The sequence below is a fragment of the Frankia sp. AgPm24 genome, assembly GCF_023243055.1.
Lineage (GTDB): Bacteria > Actinomycetota > Actinomycetes > Frankiales > Frankiaceae > Frankia > Frankia umida.
This window is the reverse complement of record NZ_JALKFW010000200.1, coordinates 1-23,542: the sequence shown is the minus strand read 5'-3', so window position 1 is coordinate 23,542 and position 23,542 is coordinate 1. Positions and strand designations below refer to the sequence as shown.

The 23,542-nt window shown below is 70.1% G+C and carries 21 protein-coding genes and 3 pseudogenes; 16 read left to right on the top strand and 8 right to left on the bottom strand.

From position 1 onward, the window contains the following. Nucleotides 1–82 precede the first annotated feature (82 nt). From MXD61_RS17200 to MXD61_RS17185, 4 genes are all read right to left on the bottom strand, one after another. Nucleotides 83–1,714 (bottom strand): hypothetical protein, encoded by a 1,632-nt coding sequence (locus tag MXD61_RS17200; protein WP_248814471.1) that lies wholly within the window; start codon nucleotides 1,712–1,714, stop codon nucleotides 83–85. Nucleotides 1,715–1,757: 43 nt separating this feature from the next. After that, nucleotides 1,758–2,495 carry a hypothetical protein gene (locus MXD61_RS17195; protein ID WP_248814470.1) on the bottom strand — a complete coding sequence of 246 codons (738 nt, stop codon included), beginning with the start codon at nucleotides 2,493–2,495 and terminating at the stop codon, nucleotides 1,758–1,760. 64 nt (nucleotides 2,496–2,559) lie between these two features. Continuing rightward, a complete protein-coding gene (locus MXD61_RS17190) occupies nucleotides 2,560–2,898 on the bottom strand; it encodes a hypothetical protein (protein WP_248814469.1) in 339 nt (112 codons plus the stop codon). Beyond that, nucleotides 2,895–3,659 carry a hypothetical protein gene (locus MXD61_RS17185; protein WP_248814468.1) on the bottom strand — a complete coding sequence of 255 codons (765 nt, stop codon included), beginning with the start codon at nucleotides 3,657–3,659 and terminating at the stop codon, nucleotides 2,895–2,897. The genes MXD61_RS17190 and MXD61_RS17185 overlap by 4 nt, the downstream gene beginning before the upstream one ends. Nucleotides 3,660–3,896: 237 nt before the next feature. On the opposite strand from MXD61_RS17185, the gene MXD61_RS17180 reads away from it, so the two are divergent. The 3 genes and pseudogenes from MXD61_RS17180 to MXD61_RS17170 all read left to right on the top strand — a co-directional run bounded on the left by MXD61_RS17180 (nucleotide 3,897) and on the right by MXD61_RS17170 (nucleotide 6,812). Then, nucleotides 3,897–4,886 carry a bifunctional lytic transglycosylase/C40 family peptidase gene (locus tag MXD61_RS17180; protein WP_248814461.1) on the top strand — a complete coding sequence of 330 codons (990 nt, stop codon included), beginning with the start codon at nucleotides 3,897–3,899 and terminating at the stop codon, nucleotides 4,884–4,886. A 475-nt stretch (nucleotides 4,887–5,361) separates the two neighbouring features. Continuing rightward, the gene (locus MXD61_RS17175) at nucleotides 5,362–5,661 is read left to right on the top strand and encodes a hypothetical protein (RefSeq protein WP_248814459.1); all 300 of its coding nucleotides are present in this window, start codon (nucleotides 5,362–5,364) and stop codon (nucleotides 5,659–5,661) included. Further along, a pseudogene (locus MXD61_RS17170) lies at nucleotides 5,658–6,812 on the top strand (zeta toxin family protein). The gene MXD61_RS17175 and the pseudogene MXD61_RS17170 overlap by 4 nt, the downstream one beginning before the upstream one ends. A 17-nt stretch (nucleotides 6,813–6,829) precedes the next feature. On the opposite strand, the gene MXD61_RS17165 reads toward MXD61_RS17170, so the two are convergent. Continuing rightward, entirely contained in the window at nucleotides 6,830–8,128 is a 1,299-nt protein-coding gene (locus MXD61_RS17165) for a sensor histidine kinase (protein WP_248814457.1), read from the bottom strand. 220 nt (nucleotides 8,129–8,348) lie between these two features. Here MXD61_RS17165 and MXD61_RS17160 point away from each other — a divergent pair, with 220 nt between their 5' ends. Beyond that, nucleotides 8,349–8,693, top strand: a complete 345-nt coding sequence (locus tag MXD61_RS17160; RefSeq protein WP_248814455.1) for a hypothetical protein — start codon at nucleotides 8,349–8,351, stop codon at nucleotides 8,691–8,693. A 60-nt stretch (nucleotides 8,694–8,753) separates the two neighbouring features. On the opposite strand, the gene MXD61_RS17155 is transcribed toward MXD61_RS17160, so the two are convergent. Next, on the bottom strand, nucleotides 8,754–9,650 hold the full coding sequence (locus MXD61_RS17155; RefSeq protein ID WP_248814454.1) for a CoA ester lyase: 897 nt from the start codon (nucleotides 9,648–9,650) through the stop codon (nucleotides 8,754–8,756). A 356-nt stretch (nucleotides 9,651–10,006) separates the two neighbouring features. Between MXD61_RS17155 and MXD61_RS17150 the strand changes: the two genes are divergently transcribed. Beyond that, on the top strand, nucleotides 10,007–10,918 hold the full coding sequence (locus tag MXD61_RS17150; protein WP_248814453.1) for a 5'/3'-nucleotidase SurE: 912 nt from the start codon (nucleotides 10,007–10,009) through the stop codon (nucleotides 10,916–10,918). Nucleotides 10,919–11,286: 368 nt separating this feature from the next. Beyond that, nucleotides 11,287–12,357, top strand: a complete 1,071-nt coding sequence (locus tag MXD61_RS17145) for an alpha/beta fold hydrolase (RefSeq protein ID WP_248814451.1) — start codon at nucleotides 11,287–11,289, stop codon at nucleotides 12,355–12,357. On the opposite strand, the gene MXD61_RS17140 is transcribed toward MXD61_RS17145, so the two are convergent. Beyond that, nucleotides 12,323–13,186 carry an SAM-dependent methyltransferase gene (locus MXD61_RS17140; protein WP_374629118.1) on the bottom strand — a complete coding sequence of 288 codons (864 nt, stop codon included), beginning with the start codon at nucleotides 13,184–13,186 and terminating at the stop codon, nucleotides 12,323–12,325. The two genes, MXD61_RS17145 and MXD61_RS17140, sit on opposite strands and share 35 nt — an antisense overlap. 127 nt (nucleotides 13,187–13,313) lie before the next feature. Next, nucleotides 13,314–14,015 carry a M50 family metallopeptidase gene (locus MXD61_RS17135; protein ID WP_248814449.1) on the bottom strand — a complete coding sequence of 234 codons (702 nt, stop codon included), beginning with the start codon at nucleotides 14,013–14,015 and terminating at the stop codon, nucleotides 13,314–13,316. 443 nt (nucleotides 14,016–14,458) lie between these two features. Between MXD61_RS17135 and MXD61_RS17130 the strand changes: the two genes are divergently transcribed. From MXD61_RS17130 to MXD61_RS17085, 10 genes and pseudogenes are all read left to right on the top strand, one after another. Beyond that, the gene (locus MXD61_RS17130) at nucleotides 14,459–15,865 is read left to right on the top strand and encodes a hypothetical protein (RefSeq protein WP_248814447.1); all 1,407 of its coding nucleotides are present in this window, start codon (nucleotides 14,459–14,461) and stop codon (nucleotides 15,863–15,865) included. Between the two features lie 5 nt (nucleotides 15,866–15,870). Beyond that, nucleotides 15,871–18,882 (top strand): AAA domain-containing protein, encoded by a 3,012-nt coding sequence (locus tag MXD61_RS17125; RefSeq protein WP_248814546.1) that lies wholly within the window; start codon nucleotides 15,871–15,873, stop codon nucleotides 18,880–18,882. Beyond that, nucleotides 18,882–20,066, top strand: a complete 1,185-nt coding sequence (locus MXD61_RS17120; RefSeq protein WP_248814446.1) for a hypothetical protein — start codon at nucleotides 18,882–18,884, stop codon at nucleotides 20,064–20,066. Before MXD61_RS17125 ends, MXD61_RS17120 begins: the two co-directional genes overlap by 1 nt. Before the next feature lie 55 nt (nucleotides 20,067–20,121). Continuing rightward, nucleotides 20,122–20,382, top strand: a complete 261-nt coding sequence (locus tag MXD61_RS17115; RefSeq protein WP_248814444.1) for a toxin-antitoxin system HicB family antitoxin — start codon at nucleotides 20,122–20,124, stop codon at nucleotides 20,380–20,382. After that, entirely contained in the window at nucleotides 20,379–20,690 is a 312-nt protein-coding gene (locus MXD61_RS17110; protein ID WP_248814442.1) for a type II toxin-antitoxin system PemK/MazF family toxin, read from the top strand. Before MXD61_RS17115 ends, MXD61_RS17110 begins: the two co-directional genes overlap by 4 nt. Before the next feature lie 81 nt (nucleotides 20,691–20,771). Beyond that, nucleotides 20,772–21,101, top strand: coding sequence for a helix-turn-helix transcriptional regulator (locus MXD61_RS17105; RefSeq protein ID WP_248814440.1), 330 nt, complete (start codon nucleotides 20,772–20,774; stop codon nucleotides 21,099–21,101). A gap of 10 nt (nucleotides 21,102–21,111) precedes the next feature. Beyond that, nucleotides 21,112–21,354 carry a toxin-antitoxin system HicB family antitoxin gene (locus tag MXD61_RS17100; RefSeq protein WP_248814436.1) on the top strand — a complete coding sequence of 81 codons (243 nt, stop codon included), beginning with the start codon at nucleotides 21,112–21,114 and terminating at the stop codon, nucleotides 21,352–21,354. Nucleotides 21,355–21,445: 91 nt separating this feature from the next. Then, nucleotides 21,446–21,550, top strand: a pseudogene (locus MXD61_RS28925) (hypothetical protein); the annotation flags it as partial. A 269-nt stretch (nucleotides 21,551–21,819) separates the two neighbouring features. Then, nucleotides 21,820–22,044 (top strand): annotated as a pseudogene (locus tag MXD61_RS28920) (multiprotein-bridging factor 1 family protein); the annotation flags it as partial. Between the two features lie 1,327 nt (nucleotides 22,045–23,371). Then, on the top strand, nucleotides 23,372–23,533 hold the full coding sequence (locus MXD61_RS17085; protein ID WP_248814424.1) for a hypothetical protein: 162 nt from the start codon (nucleotides 23,372–23,374) through the stop codon (nucleotides 23,531–23,533). Nucleotides 23,534–23,542 lie beyond the last annotated feature (9 nt).

Sequence of the window (23,542 nt, the reverse complement as noted above, 5' to 3'; positions counted from 1 at the left end):
AGGCCGTATCGGACGGGGGGCCGCGACCGCTGCCACAGCGCGGTTCGGCCACGTTGCCGCCCGTGGCCGGTCCACGTCGACGTCACGGACGTCCCTTCCACCGCACACCATCGGTACCCGGCCCACCGCGAGGCACCATCGGCCGTGGCCGTGGCCGTCCCGGCTGTGAGACGGCTGGGCCGCGTGGAGACCGGCCGTCAGCCACCAGCTCCGGTTCGGGGGCCGCTGGCGGCTGCTCCTGTGCGGGCACGGCCCCGGGCTGGGTCTCAGCCGGGACCACCCGCTGTGGCGCGGGAGGTGGCTTCGCGATCGGCAGACCATCACCCGGCCGGGGAACCGCCGACGCCCCCATCTGCACGCCGGGGTCTTCGACCGGCACCGGGGCCTCCGCCTCGGCTGCCTCCGCCTGCGGCGCCGGCGATGGGCCACCGCCCACAGATCCAGGCGACGGCGCCACCGGCGCGGGTGCCGGTGGCCCGCCTGTGCTGCCCCTCCCGCCGCCCGAGCGGCCGGAGGACGGACGAGCGGCTCCACGGCCGCCGCCGCGGCCACGTAGCCAGGGGGTGTCCGGCGACTCGCCGATGCCACCCAGCCCGGCATGTGCCGCCGTGCGGCCCAACTGACGCTGAAACCCACCCACCGCAGCCACCGCGGCGGTGGCCGCCATCGGCAGGAAACCCGCCGCACCCGCCGCCGCACCTCCCGCAGCGCCCGCCGCGCCACCGCCGGCCCCACCACCACCCATCCGCTGCAGCATCGTCGGATCCAGCGGGTTGCCACCCCCGGATCCGCCCCCGCCGCTCATGCTCGACGCGCGGGAACCGAGCCCGGACGCGGCGCCGATCAGCAGGCCAAGACCACCGGAGACCTGACCGTCGACGTCGACCGCGAAGAACCGGGCCAACGCCGGCCAGCACAGCACGGCCGCCGCCAGCGTCATCAACGCCACAATCATGGACTGGACACCCGTCGCATGGCTCGCCTCGACAAACCCGAGCGAGAAACACAAGGTGATCGTGGGCGGGACGAGAAGCAACCGGAACGTCGCCATCGCCTGCCGCTGCCACCACATCGACGTGCGATCCGACAACAGCCCCGCGGCACCGAGCGGAGCGGTCGCGACCAGGACCAGGAGTGCCAGCTTCACCATCATGATCTCGGCCCACAGCACCAGCACCGTCACAATGGCCACGATGGAAAACACCAGCGTCAACGCGAGATTGCTCTGGTTCACCGCGACGTTTCGCACCATCTCCATGAACTTGTTCTGGTCATCGTTGGTCTGCCGTACGATCCACGCACAGATCTCGCCTGACGCGGCGGCCGCGGTCTGGACAACGGTCGCGGTGACCGCGGTTGCTATCACCGCTTTCACCAGTCCCACCAGCGCCGCTGTCACATAGCTGCCGTCCGCCGCGAGCTGCGTCCGCACGATCGAGATCAACAGCACCATCACCGCGATCAGCGCGCCCAGCACGGTACAGATCGCAGTCACCTTCGAGACCTGGTCCTTGTTGAAGGTTATCGACGAGATTTTCGGCCACTGGTCCATCAGAGCGCCGATCAGATCCACCGCCGCCCCGTTGAACTGGCCGACGATAACCCCCCACACCCCGCCGACGGCAGCCCCGACACCCGCCTCAATACCGTCCTTCGCGCGATCACCAGCCCAGTCGAGAATCGTGCCGCCAACGCCGAGGACGGCATGGTTCAATCCACCAACGGCCGACCCAAGCGCTTGGCCGGGTGCAAGGGGATTAGCCAATTTGAAAATCCTTCCAGCCGTTCTCCCGATACACCCCGGGGGCGATTGACGGCGGCAGGGTGACCGATTTTGGCGGATCCTCGACTAGATCGAGATGCCAGTCGCCCTCCTGCCAGAGCAGTCGATAGTCATTCGCCCACACCTCGGTCTTGGTGGTGCCTGCCGCGTTGCCGGTCTGCAGGGTTATAAGCATCGCGACCGTTATCCTGTCGGCATCAAGACCGCTGATTAGCTGATAGGCGACCGGGGTGCCGACAACCCAGGTGTCGGCCGCCACCGGATTTTTCTGGTAGTCCTCACGAAGAGCCGGGATCTCATTTTTTATATACTGCCGAGTGCCGATCGTCCGAAGAACATCAAGCTGGTGGTTTTCATCCCCCGGCATGATTATCGGGGTCCAGTGGACGATGGCGGAAACGGCGCCCTCGGTCGAATCGGGGAAGCCGAGCGGCACACCGTTGGCGGCTGTCCGCGCCGGGCGGGGCAACAGAAGCGGCGCGGAGGGATCCGCCGTCGCCGAGCGTGCGGGTTGTGGTGACGGAATGCCGAAGCGAGTGGGCGGGGGCGCCGGCGTGGGGCCGTGACTCCTGCTCTTGCCATCACCCGTGATGGCGAGGGTGATGCCGACGGCGGCGGCCACGAGGAGGACGACCGCGGCGGCGAGCAGGACACCGAGGCCACGGCGACGTGGAGGTCGGCCGTAGGGGGTCATCTGCTGGGTCAGGGACATGGCAGAAGGTTCTCGCTCCGCTCGGGCTGCCGGGTCGGATCGCGCGACGTCATCTCGCCGGTGTTCAGAGCGCGAGGTTGTAGAAGGTGTTGACGAGCGGGATCGCGATGCCGACGAGGAAGCCGCAGCCGACGGCCCAGCCGAAGGCGGTCAGGCCGCGGTCGAAGTGCTGGGGGCGGGCGGTCATCCGGGCCCAGCCGGCGAAGCCGGCGGAGATGAGCGCGGCGATGCCGCAGGCGGTCACCGCGCCGTACATGGACCAGGAAAGAAGCTTGTTCAGGGCGGAACTGGCCTGGTCGGGCAGGCCGTCGGTGCCGGGGTTGACCGGCTTGAGCGGGTCTCGCTGGGTGGGCTCGCCGGCGGCGAGGAGCAGGGTGGCGTGCGCGACGAGCTTGTCGATCATGCTGCGGTCTCCAGGGCGAGGTGGTGGACGAGGGCATCGGCGGCACGCTGCGCGTCGCGGCCGCCGTGGCCGGCGTCAAGGCGGCCGGTGGCGCGCACGGCCGGCAGGTGGGGAATCCGGGTGATCGCGCCGACCTCGCCGTCGAGCAGGAGCATCCGGGCGCGGACGGGGCGGGGCAGCCGGCCTCCCGCGAGGTCGACGACGGCAGCGACCAGGTCCTCGGGGGCCACGCCCGCCTGGCGCAGTGCCCGGGCGGCGGTGACGGCCTGTTGCAGCGGCCCGGTGGCCGACGGGGCGACGAGCAGGACCCGCACACCGGGTTCGGTCAGCAGCTGGCACCAGCGTTCGGTGTGCAGCAGGTGCAGCACCGAGTCGTAGGAGTCGACGACGAGCGTCGCCCAGCTCGGATCGGCGCTGGCCACGATGTCGAGGGTGTCAACCCGGTCGAGCGGTTCGTACGGGGCGAGCACGTGATAGCTGCCCCGGTGTCCGGGCAGAGCCGCCAGGCCGTCCGGCCCGCGGGTCAGGGTTCGGCGCAGGCTGAACAGGCCAGGTGCGTCGTCGACGAGCGCCAGCGGCCCGGCCGCGCACAGCCGGCCGGCCAGCAGGTCCGCGGTCGTCGAGCGGCCCACCCCGCCCCCCGCGCCGACCACGACCACGAGGTCACTCATCGTCGACACGGCAGGTGTCAGGTACGACGACGCCTGGGTCGGGAGTCCGCCGTGGTCGTCGCTTTGCGGAATCCAGCCCGCTGCGGGCATGGCCATCCTCGACCGAACCCCCCGTCAACCGCGGCCAGTATGACTAAAAGTGATGTTTCCACCGCTTATTGCGGCGGAGCCGTGTGCCACGGCAGCGTCACCATTACAGGTAAATCAAGCAAATAATCCGTATAAAGATCGTTTTGTACGGTTGGTGGCGAGTGACCGGGGTGGGCGGTGGCCACGGAGGTGACAGCTGGGGGCGCCCCCAGTACGAACGTCAGTACGAACACGATCATGGTCGGGCTGGTCGTGGGCCTCACCCTCGCTGTGGTCGCGGCCGGGATCTTCGGTGGGCTCGCCGGCGCAGGCGCGTTCGGATCGGACACCGACGACGCTGGCACACCCACGGTCACCGGGCCGGTCGCCGGGATCCCGGCCGAGTACGTCGGCGCCATCCTCAGCGCGGGGCGTACCTGTGCCACCCTCAGCCCCGGTCTGCTTGCTGCACAGCTCAAGCAGGAGTCCGGCTTCGACCCGGACGCCCGCTCCGGCGTCGGCGCCGTCGGCATCGCCCAGTTCATGCCCGCCACCTGGAGCGCCCACGGCGTCGACGGCAACGGTGACGGCCGCGCCGACCCGCTCGACCCCGCCGATGCCATCCCGGCCGCCGCCCGGTACGACTGCGCCGTCGCGACCGCAGTCGCCCGCGTCCCCGGCGATCCCGTCCGCCTCATGCTCGCTGCCTACAACGCCGGGCCCGGCGCGGTGCTCGCCACCGGCGGCGTCCCGCCCTACGCCGAGACCCAGAAATACGTCGCGGTGATCATCGCCGGGGCGGCCGGCATGACCGCCGCCCTCGACTCCGCCACCGCCACCGCCAACGCGGCCGGCACCGTCACCGGTGTCGCGATCGCCTTCGCCCGCCAGCAGCTCGGCAAGCCCTACCGCCTCGGCGCCACCGGCCCCGACCGCTGGGACTGCTCCTCCCTCGTCCAGGCCGCCTACCGCGCCGCCGGCATCACCCTGCCCCGCACCACCTACGACCAGGCCGGCCAGTCCGGACCCAGCATCGCCATCGGCGACGTCGACCGCTGGCAGCCCGGTGACCTGCTGTTCGCCGCCGGCTCCGACGGCACCCCCGACAACCCTGGCCACGTCGGCCTCTACCTCGGCAACCGCCAGGTGCTGCACGCTCCGAAGACCGGCGACGTCGTCAAGATTGTCACCCTCGACCACTACGAGAAGGTCACCGGCGTCACCCGCCCCGCCGCCCTCGCGCCGTAACCCCGCCCCACCGGGCCACCAGGGGGCGCGGTGGGCCGTGGATACTTCGTACCGCCGCCGACGTCACTTCCTGCACGCCTCGATGCATGTCGACTCTGCCGGCGGTTGCACTCACAGTTGGCACCGCGACGTTCACCTTCTCTTTGGTCGTGGCCGGTTCCGCATCGACGCCACCCCCCGGCTGGACCGACACGGCGACCCCGTTGGGCGACTCACCGGCCTGTGGCTGGCCTGGCAGAGCCTCTACCAGGCACAGGCCCGGCCGGCGACCCCGTCCGCTGGCTGGGCTGGCTCGCCCGTACCCGCGCCCGGCTGGCCCGCAGGTCACCACGCTGCGGTGTCGGAACCCACCGCGACCATCCCAGTCCACCAGGCCATGACGACAACGACTTCGCCGCATTCATCGCATATCAGATCGCTCTGGCCGCCACTGACGACAGAACATGATAAAAAGAAGATCGAGAGAGGAGAGACAGTGACATCAGACTCGCCGGACGCCGATTCTCGACCCATTCCTGGCGACAGGCTACCCACGTGGAATTTCGAAGAAGGCATAGACCTGGAAGCTGCCGAATGGGTTTTGGGGTCACTGATCGCTTGGATATCTGAACAGCTTTCAGCCGGTCCGGATGAGGCCGAGGCAAGAACTCTTCTCGAGCAGCAGGAAGCACTCTCCAACGAAAAAAAGGACCTTATGGCAGGAGATCCCAAAAATGTTGCGCGTGTCCTCCGGGAATACGGCCCCCGAGCCCGCGCGCTGTATGGGTCGGCGTGAGCTTCGACGACGGAGTTTCCGCCGAGCTTCATGAGCAGATCTTTCGAGAGAGAATCGTCCCCCAGCTGCTGAACCATGCCAGTCCACAGGAGCAGCCCATCGCGATTCTTCTCGGCGGGCAGCCGGGGGTCGGGAAGTCCAGCACCAAAGGCGCTCTTCATGCAGCCTTGACCGGTGGGGTGGCCGACTTCAGCGCGGACCTGATGCGCCCCTTTCATCCCAGGTTTGCCGAGCTTCTCCGCGGCGATGAAAGGCTCTTGCGCGAACTCGACACCGCCATCGACCAGAAAGCCCGCCAGTGGGTCGACAAAGCTGTCACCTATTCCATTGAGCGGCGCTTCAATGTCATCTTCGATTCGAATCTCGCCAGTCCGGAGCGGGCCGCCACCATCGCCGAGCAGTTTACCGACGCCTCCTAACAGACTCGGGTGGTGTTCATCGCGGGTTCCTTGGCTCTTAGCGGACTCGGAGTACTCGAGCGGTATCAGCGGCAGGTCGAGGAACAGGGTTTCGGGGCCTACTGCCCACCCGAAATTCAGGATCGCAACTACCAGGGTGTTCTGGAGAGCGCCACACTGATCGACACCGGCGACATCAGGGCGGACGTCGTCCATGTCTATCGCCGGGGCGGGGGCGAACCTCTTTACACGAATCACCGCGACGAACGCGGCGCATGGATGGAGCCACCAGCCGCGCGGCAGACAATTATCACGGAGCGTGAGCGTTCCTGGTCGGCCACGGAAAGCAGTTGGTTCACCAGCAAAGCCGAGAACCTCGCGGAACGCCTGGCCACCCCGTACGTCCCCGACCTGCACGCGACGGTGAACCGCGCCGACCCGCTGCTCCAGCCCACAGATCGTCCGGCTGCCCGCGATCTCGCCGCCCGCCTCGCACACCGCATCGGTCCGTCGCCAGCCGGTGGGGCAGAAGGGCGCGTCCCCTCGCACAGCGACTCACGGAGATACGTGATCGACTTGGCACCTCGCCGCCTCCGTCCCGTTCACCCCCGGACGTGGATCATCTGCAAGCACGTCGGGAGCATCCCGATCCCGCGCCGGGCGCGGGGCCCGACAGCGGCCCGGACCGCAGTCCTGGATAGAACCGCGTTCCTCGAGTCCCGGAATGCGGTCAGGCGCCTTCGCCGTGACTGACCCGTCGGCGCCAGGGGTCAGGCGTGCAGGGGGAGGTCGATGGTGATGCGGGTGGGTCCGCCGGGTGGGCTGGTGACGTCGAGCCAGCCGTCCACCGTGCGGACCCGCTCGACGAGCCCGGTCAGGCCGCCGCCGGGTTCGAGGGTGGCACCTCCCGTCCCGTCGTCGACGACGGTGAGCCGGAGCCGTCCGGCGCGTCCGATGACACCGATCCGGATCTCGTCGGCCCGGCCGTGTTTGACGGCGTTGGTGAACAGCTCCGCGGCGCAGAAGTAGGCGATTGTCTCGATCGCCGCCGACGGCCGCTGGGGCAGGTCGACATGCAGCGCCACCGGCTGCCCGCCAGCACCGCCGCTGGTGGTGGTGGTGCTGGCGCCGGCGCCTCGGGCGGCGAGGCTTTCCAGCGCCGCCTCGAGACCATGGTCGAGGATCGGCGGGTGGATACCGCGGGCGAGGTCACGCAGCTCGACGAGGGCCTCCTTGACGTCGCGGTGGGCGGCGTCGACCATCGACCGGGTCCGGTCGAGGTCGAGGCTGTCGCCGTCCGCGGTGGCGAGCTGTTCCCGGACCGCGCCGAGGTTCATCGCCATCGACACGAGCCTGGCCTGCGCGCCGTCATGCAGGTCCCGTTCGATGCGGCGTAGCGCCGCGGCCGAGTCGTCGACCGCGCTCGCCCGGGTGAGCTCCAGCTCGTGCATCCGTTCCGCGGCGAGCTGCCGGTTCGTCGGGCCGAGCAGGCCGCGGATGAGCAGCCTGTCCAGCCCCACCAGCCCGTGAATCAAGGGCCGGGCCAGGTAGAGCAGCACGGCGCCGGCCGCGACCGCCATCGCCATTCGCGGCCAGGTGTCCAGGAAGTAGTCGGTGCCGAAGGAGGCACCGCGATGCGGTCGTCCCGCGCTGTCATGCTGCACGGGCAGGTAGCGCTGCCACACCGGATAGGTCACCCCACCCAGTCCGGCCGAACAGAACGCGACGGTCACCACGAAGTTCGTGATCGCCAGCGGAAACTTCACCAGCAGATAGACACATGCCCGCCAGCCGGCCCCGTCCCTGAGCCCCGCCCGGACCCAGCGCATCACCCCCCGGCTACAGGGGCGCAGCGGACGCGGCGGAGCCACCCGATCACCGAGCATCTCCGCGGCCAGGGCACGCTGCACCGTCCCGAACCCCCGTGCCCCCACCAGCATCGTCGCCAGCAGCGGAATCCCCAGGAACGTCACCGCCAGCGCCGGACCCGTCGACAGCGCCACCACCACGTAGACAAACCCGATAATCGCCAGCGGAAAACACACCAGCGTGTACCCCACCTCCCGCATGAAACGCCCGTACAACCACCCCCCGGACGCACCAGCGCGAGAGCCACGTTCCACCGACCCACGCCCCCCGGCCTGCCGTTCCCCCGCCTGACGGTCCTCCACCGGCCACTCCCCAGCATGACGGTCCCCAGCATGACGGTCCCCCGCCGGCCGTTCCCCCGCCTGGTGTGCTCCCGGACGTTCTTTCCCCGGCGCGAAACCGCCGACTTCGACGTTCGCGATGTTGGTGGGATCCACCCGGCGGCCACCCTCACCCGCGGCTGTCGCGGTCGACGGGATCGACGGGATCGGCGAGGTCGACGGCCAGGTCGCCGGGATCGGTGAGGTGGGCGGGATCGGCGAGGTCAGCGAGGTCAGCGGGTCGGGATCCGGCGGTGGTGGGACGTTCATGGTCATCGATGCCTCGGGTCGCGGTGCGGCGTGGACATGGTCCACACTGGCGCGTCCGGCGGCACCATCCCAGCCGGTACGCCCGTCCGGCCGTGGTCGGGTTATCCCGACCCCGCCCAGACCCGCCCGCCATACTCGTCCGGCTGCCACCGGCAACCGGCATTACACACCGTGACTAATTTGCCGCTGTGGGGCGCCGGCGCCGAGCACGCTCCCGGGCCCCACGAGGAAGCGGCTAGCTGCCGGACCGGGCCTTGATGGCCTCGCCGACGGCGAGCAGGCGGCGGGCGTTGTCGACGTGCAGGTTCTCGATCATCCGACCGTTGACGGTGACGACACCGCGGCCCTCCGCCTCCGCCTCCGCCCAGGCCTTGACGATCTCGGCGGACTCGGTGAGCTGCGCCTCGGTCGGGGAGAAGGCGGTGTTGCACGGCTCGACCTGACCGGGGTGGATCAGCGTCTTACCGTCGAAGCCCAGCTCACGGCCCTGCTGGCATTCGGCTGCGAAGCCTTCGGCGTCCTTGACGTTGTTGTAGACGCCGTCGATGATCACCTTGCCGGCGGCGCGGGCCGCGAGCAGGCTGAGGCCCAGGCCCGTGAGCAGCGGCGCACGGCCGGGGACGTGCTCGACGCGCAGCTCCTTGGCCAGGTCGTTCGTGCCCATGATCAGCACCGCGAGGCGCGGGGAGGCGCTGGCGATGTCGAGGGCGTGCAGCATGGCGATCGGGGTCTCGACCATCGCCCAGATCTTCGTGTGCTCGGGCGCGCCCGCGGCGACGAGATCACGCTCGATGGCGTGCACCTCGTCCGCCGAGCCGACCTTCGGCACCAGGATGGCGTCCGGCCCGGCCTTCGCGGCGGCCCGCAGGTCGTCGGCGTGCCAGTCGGTGTCACGCCCGTTCACCCGGATGATCAGCTCACGCTGCCCGTAGCCGCCTTCGACGACGGCGGCGCAGACCCGCTCGCGCGCCGACTCCTTGGCGGACGGCGCGACCGCGTCCTCCAGGTCAAGGATGAGCGCGTCGGCCGGAATGCCCTTGGCCTTCTCCAGCGCCCGCTCGTTCGCGCCCGGCATGTAGAGCACCGAGCGCCGTGGCCGGAAGTCCGCCGCCTGCTTCGCCTCGGCCGTCACCGTTGTCCTCCGTCGCTGTGCGATCCGTCCCGCGTCATCCGGTCAGCGTCCTGCTCCGCGACCCGTCTGGTCACACTACTGTCCGGCCATCCCCGGCGCCCTGATCGCCGACCCAGGCCACATTCGGGACGGGACGGGCGAGCGTCACCGCAGGTGGGACGTCCGGTACCTGACGTCCCACCTGCGCCGGCGGGCCGCGGCCGCTAGGTTGTGGCCACGCTGCGCCGGGGCGGTCCACCCACAGCCCCACCCGTGGGTCAGCCACCCACGGGTCAGAGTCCCAGAAGATCACAGTCCCCGCAGGTGGCAGTCCCAGAAGATCAGAACGTTCGCGTAGGTCTGGAGGATCGGTGTCGATGAAGCCCGTTCGCATGTGTCTGCCCGCCGCGGCACTCCTGGTCGCTGTCACCGTGGCCGCCTGCGGGTCGAGTTCCGGTGGCTCCGCGGCGTCCGGGTCATCCTCGCCGGCTTCCGCGGGCACCACGGCGGGTGCCACTTCGGGTGCGGGCGCCGGGCGGACACCGGATGGCACGCTCGACGTTCTCGTCACCAATGACGACGGAGTCGGCTCCGCGGGCATCGACGCCGTCGCCCACGCCCTCGCGGCGCTGCCCGCCACCGCGGTGCGGATCGTCGCACCGGCGGCGAACCAGAGCGGTACCGGCGGGAAGACCAGCGGCGGCCAGGTCAGCCACGGCGAGACGACCACGACCAGCGGCCTGAAGGCCACCGAGGTCAGCGGCTACCCGGCCGACGCCGTCAACGTCGCCCTCGACGACCTTGACCTCAAGCCGGATCTGGTTGTCTCCGGTATCAACGAGGGCCAGAACCTCGGCCCCGTGGTCGACCTGTCCGGCACGGTCGGCGCCGCCCGCGCCGCCGCCCGGCGCGGCATCCCCGCGCTCGCCGTGAGCGAGGGTCTCGGCGACACCTACGACTACGCTCCCGCCGTCGCCCAGGTCCTGGCCTGGCTGTCGGCGCATCGCACCGCCCTGCTCGCCACCCCGGCCGCGGGCGGTCAGGCCGGCAGTTCCGCCGGCGGATCGTCGAGCACGCTGACCGTCGCGAACCTCAACGTGCCGAACTGCTTCGCCGGCGGGGCCGTCCGCGGCCTGCGCGAACTATCCAGCGAGGCGAAGGTCGCCGACCCGCAGACCATCCTGACCGCCCAGTCCTGCACGTCCACCGCCACGCCGACGGACGAGGTCGCCGCCTTCAACGCCGGCTTCGCCACCCTCACCACCGTCCCCGCCCGCCCCACGTCCTGACGACCTGACGACCTGACGACCTGACGACCTGACGTTCACCCACCACGTCACCACGGGGTTTCTTGGCGATGTGGTCGTCCGGGATACATCGATGCGCCTTTTGGGAGAACCGGGATACCCTCCGGCCGCGCCGAGCGGGCATGCCGAGGGTTGTGCGGGTACATGCCGAGGGCTGTTCCGGTATACGGGCCGAATAATCCGATTATCCCTCGGCATGAGGATGCGACGGGAAGATCACCGGGGATGTGGATGCGGGTGGGGGGCGACTGACGGCTGTCGGCTCAGGTTCAGGTTCAGGTGCCGATGGTCCTGGTGGTACCGGTGCCGATGGTGCTGGTAGCGGGTCCTGGGCACGGGAGAATGGGTGGGTGGTCGACGCGAGGCAGTGGCGGGTTCCGGTTGATGGTGGTCTTGACCTGCACGTCGAACTGCTCACGCCGGAAAGCCCGGCCGTCGACGGCCCGGCTGTCGCCATAAGCCCCATCGCCGGGACTTCGGGCGCCGCGGGCGGTCCGATGGTGCTCGTCCACGGAATCGCAGGCAGCACGCAGGACTGGGCAGCGGTCTCTGGCGATCTTGCTACTCGTCGGCATGTGACTGCCTATGACCACCGGGGACATGGCGCGAGCGGGTGGGCCACCGAGGGACGTGAGCAGTACACGTTCGATCTGCTGCTCGCCGACCTCGCCCTCGTCATCGACAGTCTGGGGCCCGCGCCGGTGAACCTGCTCGGGCACTCGATGGGTGGCGTGATCGCGCTGCGGTACGCGCTGGAACATCCGCGGCGGGTGCGATCGCTCATCCTGGTCGACACCGCCGCCGAACCAGCCCACGTGCCCGGGCCCCTCGCCCGCCGGATCGTCGCCCCGATCCTCGAGCGGATGGCGTCCGCCTTCGCCGGTCATCAGCACACCGAACCCGACGGTCCGTCGGCGGCGGACGACAACCTCACGCCAGGCGATCCTCATGCGGTGGACGATCTCGCTGCGGCGCAGGGCGCTGGCGCGACAGGAGGTGTCGGGGCGGCGGTGGATGGTGGCGGCGGGATCGAGGTCACGGAGATCGAGATGACGCGCAGCGGGCCGACGCCGCAGCAGCGCGCGGCGGACGGGCTGGGCAAGGTCGATCCCGAGGCGCTGTCCGCGTTCGGTCGGGAGCTCGGGACCTACCCGTCCCTCGTCCCCGGTCTGGGTGAGATCACGGTGCCGACCACGGTCATCGTCGGCGAGCACGACTCGAGCCTGCGTGCGTCCGCCCGGACGATGGCGGATGCGATTCCCGGCGCCCGCCTCTGCGTCATCGCCGGCGCCGACCACAGCCCGCATGCCAGCCGCCCGCTCGCCTGGCTGACCGCCGTCGACGATCATTTCTCCCGTATCGCGGACAACCCCGACCCCGTCAGCCCTACGGCTTTCGCGCGACGCCACCGAAGATGCTGACGGCGGCGTCGCTGAGGCTCTCGTCCAACGGCTCGTCGGGGCGCCAGCGGTGCACCAGGGTGACACCGGGGTCGACCAGGTCGAGACCGTCGAAGAAGCGGCCGATCTCGACCTGGGTGCGCGCCTGGCCGAGCAGACCGCGACTGCTGTAGACCTTGACCGCCTCGACGGTCTCCTCCGGGGTCAGTTCGTCGGAGAACTGGCTGAGGGTGAGGAAACTGCCGGCGGGCAGGGCGTCGAGATAACGGCGGACGAGGCCGTAGGGATCGTCCTTGTCCTGGACGAAGTGCATGATCGCGACAAGGGACAGCGCGACCGGCGCGGTCAGGTCGAGCGTCTCTCGCAGCTCGGGCGCGCCGAGGATCGACTCCGGATCGTGCAGGTCGGCGTCCAGATAGGCGGTGCGGCCCTCCGGGGTGCCACCCAGCAGCGCGCGAGCGTAGGCCAACACGATCGGATCGTTGTCGGCGTAGACGATCCGGGAGTCGGGCGCGACGCTCTGCGCGACCTCGTGCAGGTTCGGCGAGGTCGGAATGCCTGTTCCAATGTCCAGGAACTGGCGGATGCCCGCCTCGCCGGCCAGGTACCGGGTGGCGCGGCGCATGAACGCGCGGTTCTGGCGCGCCATGGTCCGCGCGTTCGGCATGACGGCGAGGGTCTTCTCCGCCGCCTCCCGGTCGGCCGGATAGTGATCCTTGCCGCCCAGGTAGTAGTCGTAGACCCGCGCGGTGTGCGGTCGATCGGTCCGCAGGTCGCTGCCTGCCACCGCCCGCGCCGACCGAGCCCAGCCGAACCGGCTTTCCGCCTCGCCGCCACTCACGATGGCCAGCCCCCTCCACATGCCCGGCGCGGACGATCCGACACCCCCGCACACCCCGGCATTATTAGTATTAATACGACGTTTCGTATTATGACCGTGCCGGCCACGGACAGGCGCAGTACTCCGACACCAGCCGTCAGGCGTGGACGAGCAGGGTTGCGCCGCGCAGGGCGCACCACAGGCTGAACGCGGCGAAGGCGAGCACCCAGAACACGCCGGGGATGTGGGTGAGCAGGGCGAGCAGGTCGGCATCCGAACCGCTTCCGCCACCGCTGCCCCGCCGGACCCGATGCAGGATGAGCACCGACTGTGGCCCGGACAGCAGCATCAACCAGGCCAGGAAATGGGCGTACCACAGCTGCGCCCAGTCGGGGCTGTACCGTCCCGCCACGATCAGGGAGGCGAGCATGCCGATCAGCAGCACCTGACCGAACCGGTTGACGGTGACGAGCAACAGGGCGACCAGGCCGAAGGCCGCCAGGATGAGCACGGCGGTGACCCGTCCCGTCGAGAGCAGTTTCGCCGAGCAGACGCCGACCAGCGGCGGACCGGTGTAGCCGGCGGCCACCGTCAGGAACAGCCCGGCGCCACGCGAACGGCCGCGGGTCGCGGTGGCGCCGCCGCCGTTGGACTCGACCCACACCGCCAGCACCTGCCGCCCGGTGAGGTAGGCCGCCAGCGCGTGGCCGCCCTCGTGCACGGCGGCGTCGAGGCGCTCCCCCCATTTGCTGGCCAGCACGACCAGCAGGGCGAGCAGCCCCGTCACCACCGCGACCGACCGCGGCGCGGTCGTCGTCGTCAGCACCGCGGCGTACGTCCCGCCCGACACCCGCGTCACCCCGTCCGCTGTCCGCCGGCCACCGTCGGAGACCGTCACCCCACGCGGCCACGCCGCCCACGCCGTACCGCCCCCAGATCATGCGACGCGGATACCCCTACCACCACGGACTTTTCCGGTTTTGTCACCACGGGCGGCCCGCCAGGACGTCGATCACGCGCGGCGAGGACGGCCGGTCCAGGTCGCGACCCGGCCTACATCAACCGCACCGGACAGTGATCCCATCCGCGTTGACCAGCGGAGATGGCGGCCATTGATGACCGGTTACGCACATGGCGCGAGGTCCCCATCGCGACATGTTGTGGCCAAGTTCTCACAGTGTTACACCGGTTACGACTACGGTGCAGCACGGTGGGATCATCGAGAACAGGGACGATGCGGGACGGAGCGAACGGGTGGATCTTCCGGTCGGGTTACCGCCCATCAACTTCCAGGCTCATCGGATGCGTTCCAACGACGCCGGCGGACGGCACGACTTCGAGCAGATGGTGACCTCGCTGGTCGATCTGCTGGAGGGCCCGGCGTACGGCATCGAACCGGCGCCCGGCGACTGGGGAATCGACGTGTACACCGGCGATCTCACCAGCCACGTACGAATCTGGCAGGTCAAGTACTTCATCAACGGTGTGAGGAGCGGCCAGCTGACCGAGGTGCGGAAATCCTTCGATCGAGCCTGCGCGGCCGCCGCGGAGCAGGGCCACCGGATCGATGAATGGACGCTCTGTATCCCGGTGACGATGGATGGCCCACGGCGGCAGGCTTTCGAACGGTGGCGGGCCGACGAGCGGCGGCGCACCGCGATCCCCATCCGACTGTGGGACGAGACCCGGCTACGCACCCTGCTTTCACAGCCGGCATGCGCGGGCATCCGCACGCTTTACTACGGCCGTTCCCCGGCAGGAGCAGACGGCGCGTCCGGGCAGGTCTCGGTGCTGCGTGTTCGGGCCGACGACACGGTGATCGACGCGGCGAGTCCGACGGCCGTGCCGTGGCAGGGCGGGCAGGAGCTGAGCGTCGGCGGGGTCGTCCATCTGCTGCATGATCCCGTCGTGCACGAGGCCGCGTCGGATGGGTCCTGGGTGCTGCGTGACGCGACGGCCCGTGAGCTGGGTTCCGGCGGACGACTGGTGCGGCTGCGCCATCTCCGGGTCCGCCGCGGCACGCCGGAGGCACTGGCCTGGCAGCGCGCGCTGCGCACGCAGGCGGATCTGCTCGCGACCCTGCGCGGCACGGCCGGCCTGCCCGCACTGCTCGCGCGGCACCATCAGCCCGACCACACGATCATGATCATGTCCGCGGTGGTGGGCCGGACCTGGCGGGAGGTCCACGGCACAGTCCGGTCCGGTCTGCCCACACCCGGCGGACCGGACCGGATCGTCGCGGCCCGGGTGCTGGCCGACGCGGCGGCGCTGGGCCGGACCATCGCGGTGCTGCACCGGCACGGGCAGGCCCACCGCCGGCTCTCCCCCGACACCATCGTCATGCCCGCCCCCGCCAGCACCGCCACTGCCGCTGCCACCCGAGCGGCACCGACACCGACACCGCGTGATCTCGGCCTGGTCGGCATGAACGAGGTGGACGTGGCCCACGAACCGGGCGCCGCCGTCGATGTCCGGCAGCTCGCGACGCTGGTGCTCGACGCCCTCGGCGGCCGCCCGTCCAGAGCCGGCTGCCCGGACGACCTTGACCATCTGCTCACCCGCGCGGTCAGTGCCGATCCGCGCCACCGGCCACGCGCCGACGAGCTGGTCGCCGCTCTGCGCGACGCCCGCCGCTCCCTGTCCCTCGGTACTCCCGGCTCGAGCCCCGGTTCGGGCCCTGACCTTGGATCGAGGAGGCCGGGTCGTTGACGACCGTGTCTGTCACGCTGCACGGGCCGTTGGCGGTCGTCCCGTCGCGTAAGGCGATCGACGCGCTCGGTGGTGAGCCGGCGCGGTTCGTCGAGGAGCTGACCGCGTTGTCGGCCCGCGGGATGCTGCCGGTGCGAGTCGAACCGGACCGGGACAATCCGGGCGACGGCCACCTGGTCGTCTACGCCAGCCGGCACGTGGCCGTCCTGTACCCGACCCGGCGCCAGGACGGTTACAGCCTGGGTTTCGCCCGCCGCCGGACGTTCCGCGACGAGGACCAGCTGGTCACCGCCGCGCTGGTGTTGAGCTGCCCGGCCGGCTGGCGGGCCTTCGACCGGGTCGCCGATCTGCCCCGCGGACGCGGCGCCTTCGACCAGCCGTGGTCGTCCCAGTGGGCGCGGCTGCGCGATGCCTGGCGGGAGCTGACCGCCGCGAGCCCACGCCCAGGCCAGCCGGGCGGGATGCTCCCGCCGCACCACCGGCGCTATCTTGACCTGGTCTCGAAGGTCATCGAGGCGAGCCGGGACATCGAGGTCGCCCGTCAGGAGCTGGCCCCACCCGTGCCGTACACCCGCCTCGAGGCGGCCCGGGAGCAGCGTTTCTCCGGCCGCGGCGTGTACGTCTTCCAGCTCGCCCGCGGGCAGGGGATCACCGCGGGCGCGCAGGTGCGGGTCAGCGACCAGCCGGAACTGCGGGGACGGGTCGACCGGGTGGACGGCCGGGAGGTCGTCGTCCGGTTCGAACAGACCGTGGACTTCCAGGCCCTGCCCGCCCAGGGGGAGCTGCGCGTGCTGCCCAGCGACCGGGTGTACAAGCTCCAGGGCGAGACGGTGGAGACCCTCGCCGATGGTCTGGCGGCGAACCCGAACCTGCTCGCGAACCTCGTCGACGGCGCCTTCGCGCCCTATCGGCCGGCGGGCGACGCCCGTCCACGTGGACCGCTCGACGGCAGTCAGGTGCTGGCGTTCCAGCGCGCGGTGGCCGTGCCCGACCTGCTGCTGGTCCTGGGTCCGCCGGGCACCGGCAAGACACGCACCATCACCGAGATCGTCCTGGAATGCGTCGCCCGCGGTGAGACGGTGCTGGTCACCTCGCACACGAACCGGGCCGTCGACAACGTGCTCGCGGGCCTGCCCGCGCAGGTGCACGCCGTCCGGATCGGCAGCGAGAGTTCGATGACGGCCGCCGCCCGGCTACGCACCGTCGACAGCCAGCTCGAGGCGTTCCGCCGCGACATCCTGGCCGACACCCGCCTGCCCGACCTGATGGCCGCCTTCGGACGGGCCGAACCGCTGCTGCGCCAGTGGCTCGACCACCTCGCCGAACGCCGCACCCGGACCGAACAGACCAGCGCGCGGCTGCACGCGACCGAACAGGGTCTGGCCGAGGCCATCAGCGCGCTTTCCCCCGAGCTGGCCGCCGCCAGGCGCCAGGCCGACGTCGACCACGAGCGGGCCCGCACCCACCACACCGAACTGACCGGACGGCTCACCACCCTGCGTGGTCAGCTTCCCGTACGCGAACGCGCCGCCGAGGACGCCACCGGCCCCGCCCGCTGGTGGCACGGCTGGCGCCTGGCCCGGCTGAACGCCCGCCTGGCGCGCACCACCACCGCCGTGACCGCCGCCGCGTCCGAGTGGTCACGCACCGCGACGACCGTGGCGGCGCTGCGGGCCCAGTTCACCGCGCTCGCCGCCGCCGACCCACGCTGCGCCGCCCTCACCGCCGACCGCGACGCGCTGAACAGCACCATCGCCGAACTGCACTATGACCTCGCCGAAGCCGGCCGGGTCATCCTCGACGCCGTGCACCCCCTGCTGTCCGCCACCGCCACCGCCACCGCCGAGGCCGCTCCCGGTGCCGGTTCTGCCGGCCCGTCGGGCAGCCCGCCCGCACCGGATGACCTCGCCGGTTGGGATGGCTTCCACGCCTGGGCGAGCGAGGTCATCGAGACGGTGCGGGCCCGGGCGTCCCTGCTGGCGCAGTGGCGGTCGCGGATCGGCGATGCCGAGCACGAGCTGCGCCACGAACTCGTCCGCTACGCCCAGGTCGTCGCCGCCACCTGCGTCGGCACCGCCAGCAGCCGGTTGCTCACCGACATCGTCTTCGATGTGGCGATCATCGACGAGGCCGGGCAGATCTCCACCCCGAACATGCTGGTCCCGATGGTGCGAGCCCGCCGTTCGGTGCTCGTCGGCGACCACTTCCAGCTGCCGCCGTTCCAGGACGACGACGTCCGCCGCTGGGCGCAGGCCCTCCCGCCCGGCGAGGACGCCCACGAGACCCGCGAACTGCTGCGTGCCAGCGGCTTCGAGCTGCTGTTTCCTCGTCTGGGCGACGAGCAGCGCGTCGAGCTCACCCTGCAACGCCGCATGCCCGAGGTGCTCGCCCGGTTCGTCTCCGGCGCCTTCTACCAGGGACGACTTCGGACGTCCCACGAGGGCGGTGGCGGCGACCCGATCTTCCGCAGCCCGTTCGGGATGATCGACACCTCGGATCGTCCCGCCCGTGAACGGGCCGAGCAGGAACTGCGCGCCACCGAGGCCTGGCAGCAACGCGGCTATGTCAACGACCTGGAGGCCGAACTGATCGCCGCGCAGATCGCCCGGGCCGCCCGCTACTTCGCCGACTGGGCGGTGATCGTCCCCTATCGGGCGCAGGCGGCGCGGATCGAGGCGGCACTGGCTCGACTGCTGGGCGATCCGGCCGGGATCAGCGAGAACATCGGCACCGTCGACTCGTTCCAGGGCGGCGAACGCGACCTGATCGTCTACGGCTTCACCCGCAGCAACGACCGCGGGGCCGTCGGCTTCCTCTCCGAGCTACGCCGCCTCAACGTCGCCATCACCCGGGCGAAGCAGCAACTCGTCCTCGTCGGCGACACCTCGACGCTGTGCGCCGCCACCGACACCGGTTTCGCGACCATGGCCGGCGAACTCGTCACCTACCTGCGAGCCCACGGTGATCTGCGCCCCTCCCGCGAGATCGCCCGCCTGCTCGCCGACGGTGGCTACTGATGGCGAAGCCGGTGATCTATCCGGCGCGGCGGGCACTGGAGGATGCCGCGGCCATACCCGGGGTGCGGCCCACCCGCCTGTTTCCCGTGCTGTGGCCGCTGTGGCAGGTCGAGATCAGCGCGTCCGTACACGATCCGCAGGCATTCGAGGTCCTCGACCATTTCCTGGTCCGGGCCATCGCCGAGGCCCGCCTGACCACGGTGGACGAGATCGCCGCGTTCTACTCCCTGCCCGCCGCTCTGCTGCACCGCTGCCTGGGAATGCTTCTCGCCATCGGCCACGTCACCGTGACCCCCACCGCGCACGACGGTGGACGCCTCGAACTCACCGAACTCGGCCGGCGGTCGTGGCGGGCCGGCGTCCGCTATGTCGCCCGGGAAAGCCGCCAGCATCTGATGTTCGAACGGTTCACCGGCTGGCCGTTTCCCCGCCCGTACTACGACGGCAAGATAGCCGTCCTGTCCGAACCCGCCGTGCCCTCCGATCGCGCCCCCGGCCTCACCCGTTTCCGCCAGCTGTTCACGCCCACACCGCTGCGCCCCGACGCGGTGCGCACCCTCGCCGAACGCCCCGACCGCGCCGAGTTCAACGTCCCCGCCGCCCTCGGCCCCATCCAGGAACTGGGCACCCGCGAGGCCTACCTGCCCTGTTATCTCATCGAGACCGCGGAACACGGGGTGCTCGCCTACACCGCCCGCGCCGATGAACGCGACCCGTTCCTGGCCGAGGTCGTCCGCCAGGTCGACGATGCCCGCCAGCTCATCGAGGCCGAGGACACCGCCGACCCGCACACCCTGTGGACGGCCTGGCTCGCCAGGTACGGAGGTGGCATCGGCGTGCCCCGCCAGACCCCGGCGGGCCTGTGGCGCATCGTCCTGCCCCCGGCCAGTTTCGGCGCGGGCCGGCTGGGCCTGTACCGGCTCGGCTCGTACGAACTGTCCAGGAACCACATCGCCCAGCTGTGGTGCGAGGACACCGCCACCCGCCGCACCGCCGTCCTCGACCGCGCCCTGGCCCTCACCCGCCGGGTCGGCATCACCCGCACCGACCTGCTGCGCCAGGCCGAACGCCTCGCCCACACCCTCGAGGTCCCCGCGCCCACCCACCACGACCTGCGCACCCACGCCCACGCCGCCGGCCCCCAGGCCCTCGGCCGCCTCGACCTGCTCACCGACCCCGACTGACCCACCATCACCGTCCGATCCATGAACAAATTCAGATCTTGATAGCATGATTCGCATGCAACGGACGCTCACACTTCGGCTCTCCGATGACGATTACGAGGCGGTCAAGCGGTACGCGCAGGCCGACGGTGTCTCGATGAACACCTGGGTCGAAAGGCTTCTCGACACCGAGGACATGCGGCGCCGGTGTGCCGCGCACGCCGCCTGGATCTCGGAGAATCCCGCCGTCATCGAGGCGGCGCTGGCCTTCGGGGAGGCCAACCAGCAGGCACTCGCCGATGCCGGGCTGCCCAACGTGGCGAACTCCGCCGCGTGAGCCCACCGCGCCGCGGCGAGATCTGGAGCACCCGCACCCGGGCGGCGCCCCGGGAGGTTCTAGTCCTCAGTTCCACGGTCTACAACGAGATCCCCCAAGAACCGACAGTGTTGGCCGCGCTGGTCGTCAGGCAGGCCACCGACGAAGGATTCTGTGTCGATCTCGGCGATGGCAGGTGGGCGGTCATGGGCCTGGTCACCTTTGTCCTGAAGGCATCCCTCGAGGCCCGCGTCCGCCGGGTCGACACGCAGACACTCACCAACGTCAACACCGTGCTCTTCAAGATTCTCGCCACACCAGAGCGTTGATCGGTACCCGACAGGCCGGCTTACTCCTTACGCAGCAGACGACGGATGGCTGCGTGGCGACTACGACCCGGAAGCACTTCCATGGTGTCCACCTGGGATGAATTTCGCGCCAGAAGACCACCTCGAGAGGGTGAAGTAGCCAGGCATCGCGCACAGCTTGATGCCGAGGTCCGCGCATACCGACTACGCGAGATTCGCGAGGAGCAGGACCTCACCCAGGTCGAACTCGCAGAGCGCATGCACGTGAAACAGCCTTCGGTCTCCGATCTGGAGCGTGGCGCGCTTGTCCGCCATCACTCTTCTTCACGTACCGATGTGCCCAGCACCGGCGTCGGGCCCACCGGAGGCGTGTACGACCGGACCACAGCGGGACGCGACCGCCTGCTTTTGCTGACCGTCAAACACGGCTAACCTCGAGGCCATGATCCGGACCATCACGCTCCGACTGCCCGAGGAGATCCGCGACTCCGCCAGGCGTCACGCGGCCACTGACGGCGTCTCGATGAACACCTGGCTCATCCGGCTGATCGATGCCGAGATCTCCCATCGCGCCACCAACCCTGACGCCGACTCTGCCCCCAGCCCCGCCACGGTCTCCGCCCCGACCATCCGCCAGGCCGGCGCCCGCGTCATCCGACGGGCTCGACCGGACGCGGCACCCTGAACCGCTACGCCGTGGATCGGTGTCTTCTGAACCGATACGTTTTGTCTCGTATGCCGATAATGGTCGACCGTGGGCGGAGTGGGCGTCCCACATGTTGGAACAGGCCGGGCTCGGGGTGGTCAACGAGTCGTGGGATCTGATCCCGGGCACGCATCGGGTGGGCTGGCTCGACCGGGTGATCAGCCAGGCCAGGTGCACGATCGCGGTGGTCTCCGACGGCTATCTGTCCTCGCCAAAGGCGGTCGCCCAGTGGGCGCGGCCTGGTCACCGCGGTGCGGGCCCGGCTCGGACGGGAGGTACCGGCCGTCTCCCCGGCGAGACGTCCAGTGGCAGCGAAAGCGGCGGTATCGGCCGGACAGCTGACGGGCGGGTGCGGTTTCCAGGGCACGAACGCGTCCACGAGACCCGCCGCGAAATCCTCGGCCCCACCCACCCCGACACGCGCGCAAGAGGAGGACAGCAGCGATGGCTGAGCAGGCGGACTGGACGGGGCTGCGGGAACGGCGGATGGGCGAGCCGGGTGCACGTGAGGCCTAGCAGGCGACCAGACTGGCCTTCGAGCTGGGCCGGTCGGTGCGGGAGCTGCGTCAGCAGCGAGCCTGGAGCCAGGCCGCACTGGCCCGCGCGGCGGGCATGACGCAGTCGGCGGTGGCCCGGTTCGAAGCCGGTGGCACCATACCGACACTGCCCGACAACCACCGCGATCGGGGTGGCACTCGGCTCGTCGGACGCGCGATCGTCGACGAGGCGGTTACCGGGCGAACCGGGCTCATCGTCATCCCAGACGCGACCAAGGCTCCCCAACCGATCGAACAGACTCGGCGGTGTCTTCTCAGCCACGGCCTGCTCCACCAGCCGGTCAAGCTCGACACGTCGCCGGGCATCCGCCCGCGCCTTCGCCTCGTCGCGGTACTTCCGCGACAGCTCGTCCGCGAACTTCTGATCCAGCTCCGCCTCGTGTTCGGAAGCGAGACGGCGCGCGGTCGCCTGTGCGTCGCGGGCGGCACAGGTGCGGGTGAAGGAGCCATCCCAGTCGACCGGGCGCAGCGGTTCTCGGAGGCTTCGGGCGTCCCACCCTCGGCAGGCAGGTCCGACCTCGTCGCCGGATCTGGGTTCGATGGTTCCGCGGAACCGACCGTGGGCTCGGCGGCCGGTGCGGCAGCATCTCGGCCAGAATCAGCGACGCGCTCCGGGTCAGCGCCGCTCGACGCGTGGGACACGGTCATCCTCCAGATCACAGGGACTGCCGGTAATGATCCCACTGCTACCCGTTCGCCGCAGTAGAGCACCGACGCGCAGACGGGCGTGCGCCGCATACCGGCTGAGCTGGCGGCTGGCTGGTGAGGGGTGACGTTCAGGCGACGTCGAGCCACGCACGCAGTTCCTGGCGGATGACGTCGCCGACGTTGGTGCGGTCGGCGGCGGCGCGGGCGGCCAGCCCTGCCCGCAGATCCGGGTCAGGCCGTACGGGGACGACCTCACCGGGCGCGGAGCCCAGCGGTCGCCCACCACCACGTTGACGGAGAGGGCCGCGAGAGATGAACCATGCCCGTCCTCGAGCCGACCCGCAGCATCGGATCCAGACACAGTCCGCCGTAACTGGCCAGGTATCGCTTTGATCTTTGGTTAGGTGGTTGTGGGCATCCAGGGGCGGCCCTCGGCGAGTTGCACGAGGGCGGGGAACTGGGGGATGCCGTGTTTGGTGGCGGTGGAGACGTATGACTCCGCTGCCACCGTCGTGGACAGTTTCCCTAGGGCGGGCGAGAAAATCCGAATCGGACGCATGATCACTGTCGTTCTGAAGCCGCAACCGCAGCCCACGTATGTGGAACCCACCGAAACAGCAGCAGGAACCTACAGCGGCGGATCCTCAGATACGAACAGCGACGAGAGCCATCGCTTCGTTGGCCATGTTCCAAGTTTTCATTGCCGAAAAAAATGGTGCTGACCCCATCCCATCATGGCATCCCTGCCTGCCTGAAGGGGGTGCGGGCATTTCATCAGGGCGACACCGTTCATGCCCGATACAGCCTCGCCGCCAGGTAGCACCGTGACACCGGGGCACCTGCTGCTGCGTCGGCTCGGCCTCGTACTCATCGGCGAGACGGTCATTGACATCCTCCCCGGCCTGAAGACCGGGGATTCCTACCCTCGCGGGCAGGTTTTCCTGTTTCACTGACAGACGCCT

Coding starts and splice junctions, on each gene's coding strand:
- MXD61_RS17130 (WP_248814447.1), top strand. CDS start 14,459: ATGCGTTCCAACGACGCCGGCGGACGGCACGACTTCGAGCAGATGGTG.
- MXD61_RS17185 (WP_248814468.1), bottom strand. CDS start 3,659: ATGCCCGCAGCGGGCTGGATTCCGCAAAGCGACGACCACGGCGGACTC.
- MXD61_RS17100 (WP_248814436.1), top strand. CDS start 21,112: ATGATCCGGACCATCACGCTCCGACTGCCCGAGGAGATCCGCGACTCC.
- MXD61_RS17105 (WP_248814440.1), top strand. CDS start 20,772: ATGGTGTCCACCTGGGATGAATTTCGCGCCAGAAGACCACCTCGAGAG.
- MXD61_RS17120 (WP_248814446.1), top strand. CDS start 18,882: ATGGCGAAGCCGGTGATCTATCCGGCGCGGCGGGCACTGGAGGATGCC.
- MXD61_RS17190 (WP_248814469.1), bottom strand. CDS start 2,898: ATGATCGACAAGCTCGTCGCGCACGCCACCCTGCTCCTCGCCGCCGGC.
- MXD61_RS17160 (WP_248814455.1), top strand. CDS start 8,349: ATGTTGGTGGGATCCACCCGGCGGCCACCCTCACCCGCGGCTGTCGCG.
- MXD61_RS17180 (WP_248814461.1), top strand. CDS start 3,897: ATGGTCGGGCTGGTCGTGGGCCTCACCCTCGCTGTGGTCGCGGCCGGG.
- MXD61_RS17150 (WP_248814453.1), top strand. CDS start 10,007: ATGAAGCCCGTTCGCATGTGTCTGCCCGCCGCGGCACTCCTGGTCGCT.
- MXD61_RS17115 (WP_248814444.1), top strand. CDS start 20,122: ATGCAACGGACGCTCACACTTCGGCTCTCCGATGACGATTACGAGGCG.
- MXD61_RS17165 (WP_248814457.1), bottom strand. CDS start 8,128: ATGCGGGAGGTGGGGTACACGCTGGTGTGTTTTCCGCTGGCGATTATC.
- MXD61_RS17195 (WP_248814470.1), bottom strand. CDS start 2,495: ATGTCCCTGACCCAGCAGATGACCCCCTACGGCCGACCTCCACGTCGC.
- MXD61_RS17085 (WP_248814424.1), top strand. CDS start 23,372: ATGCCCGATACAGCCTCGCCGCCAGGTAGCACCGTGACACCGGGGCAC.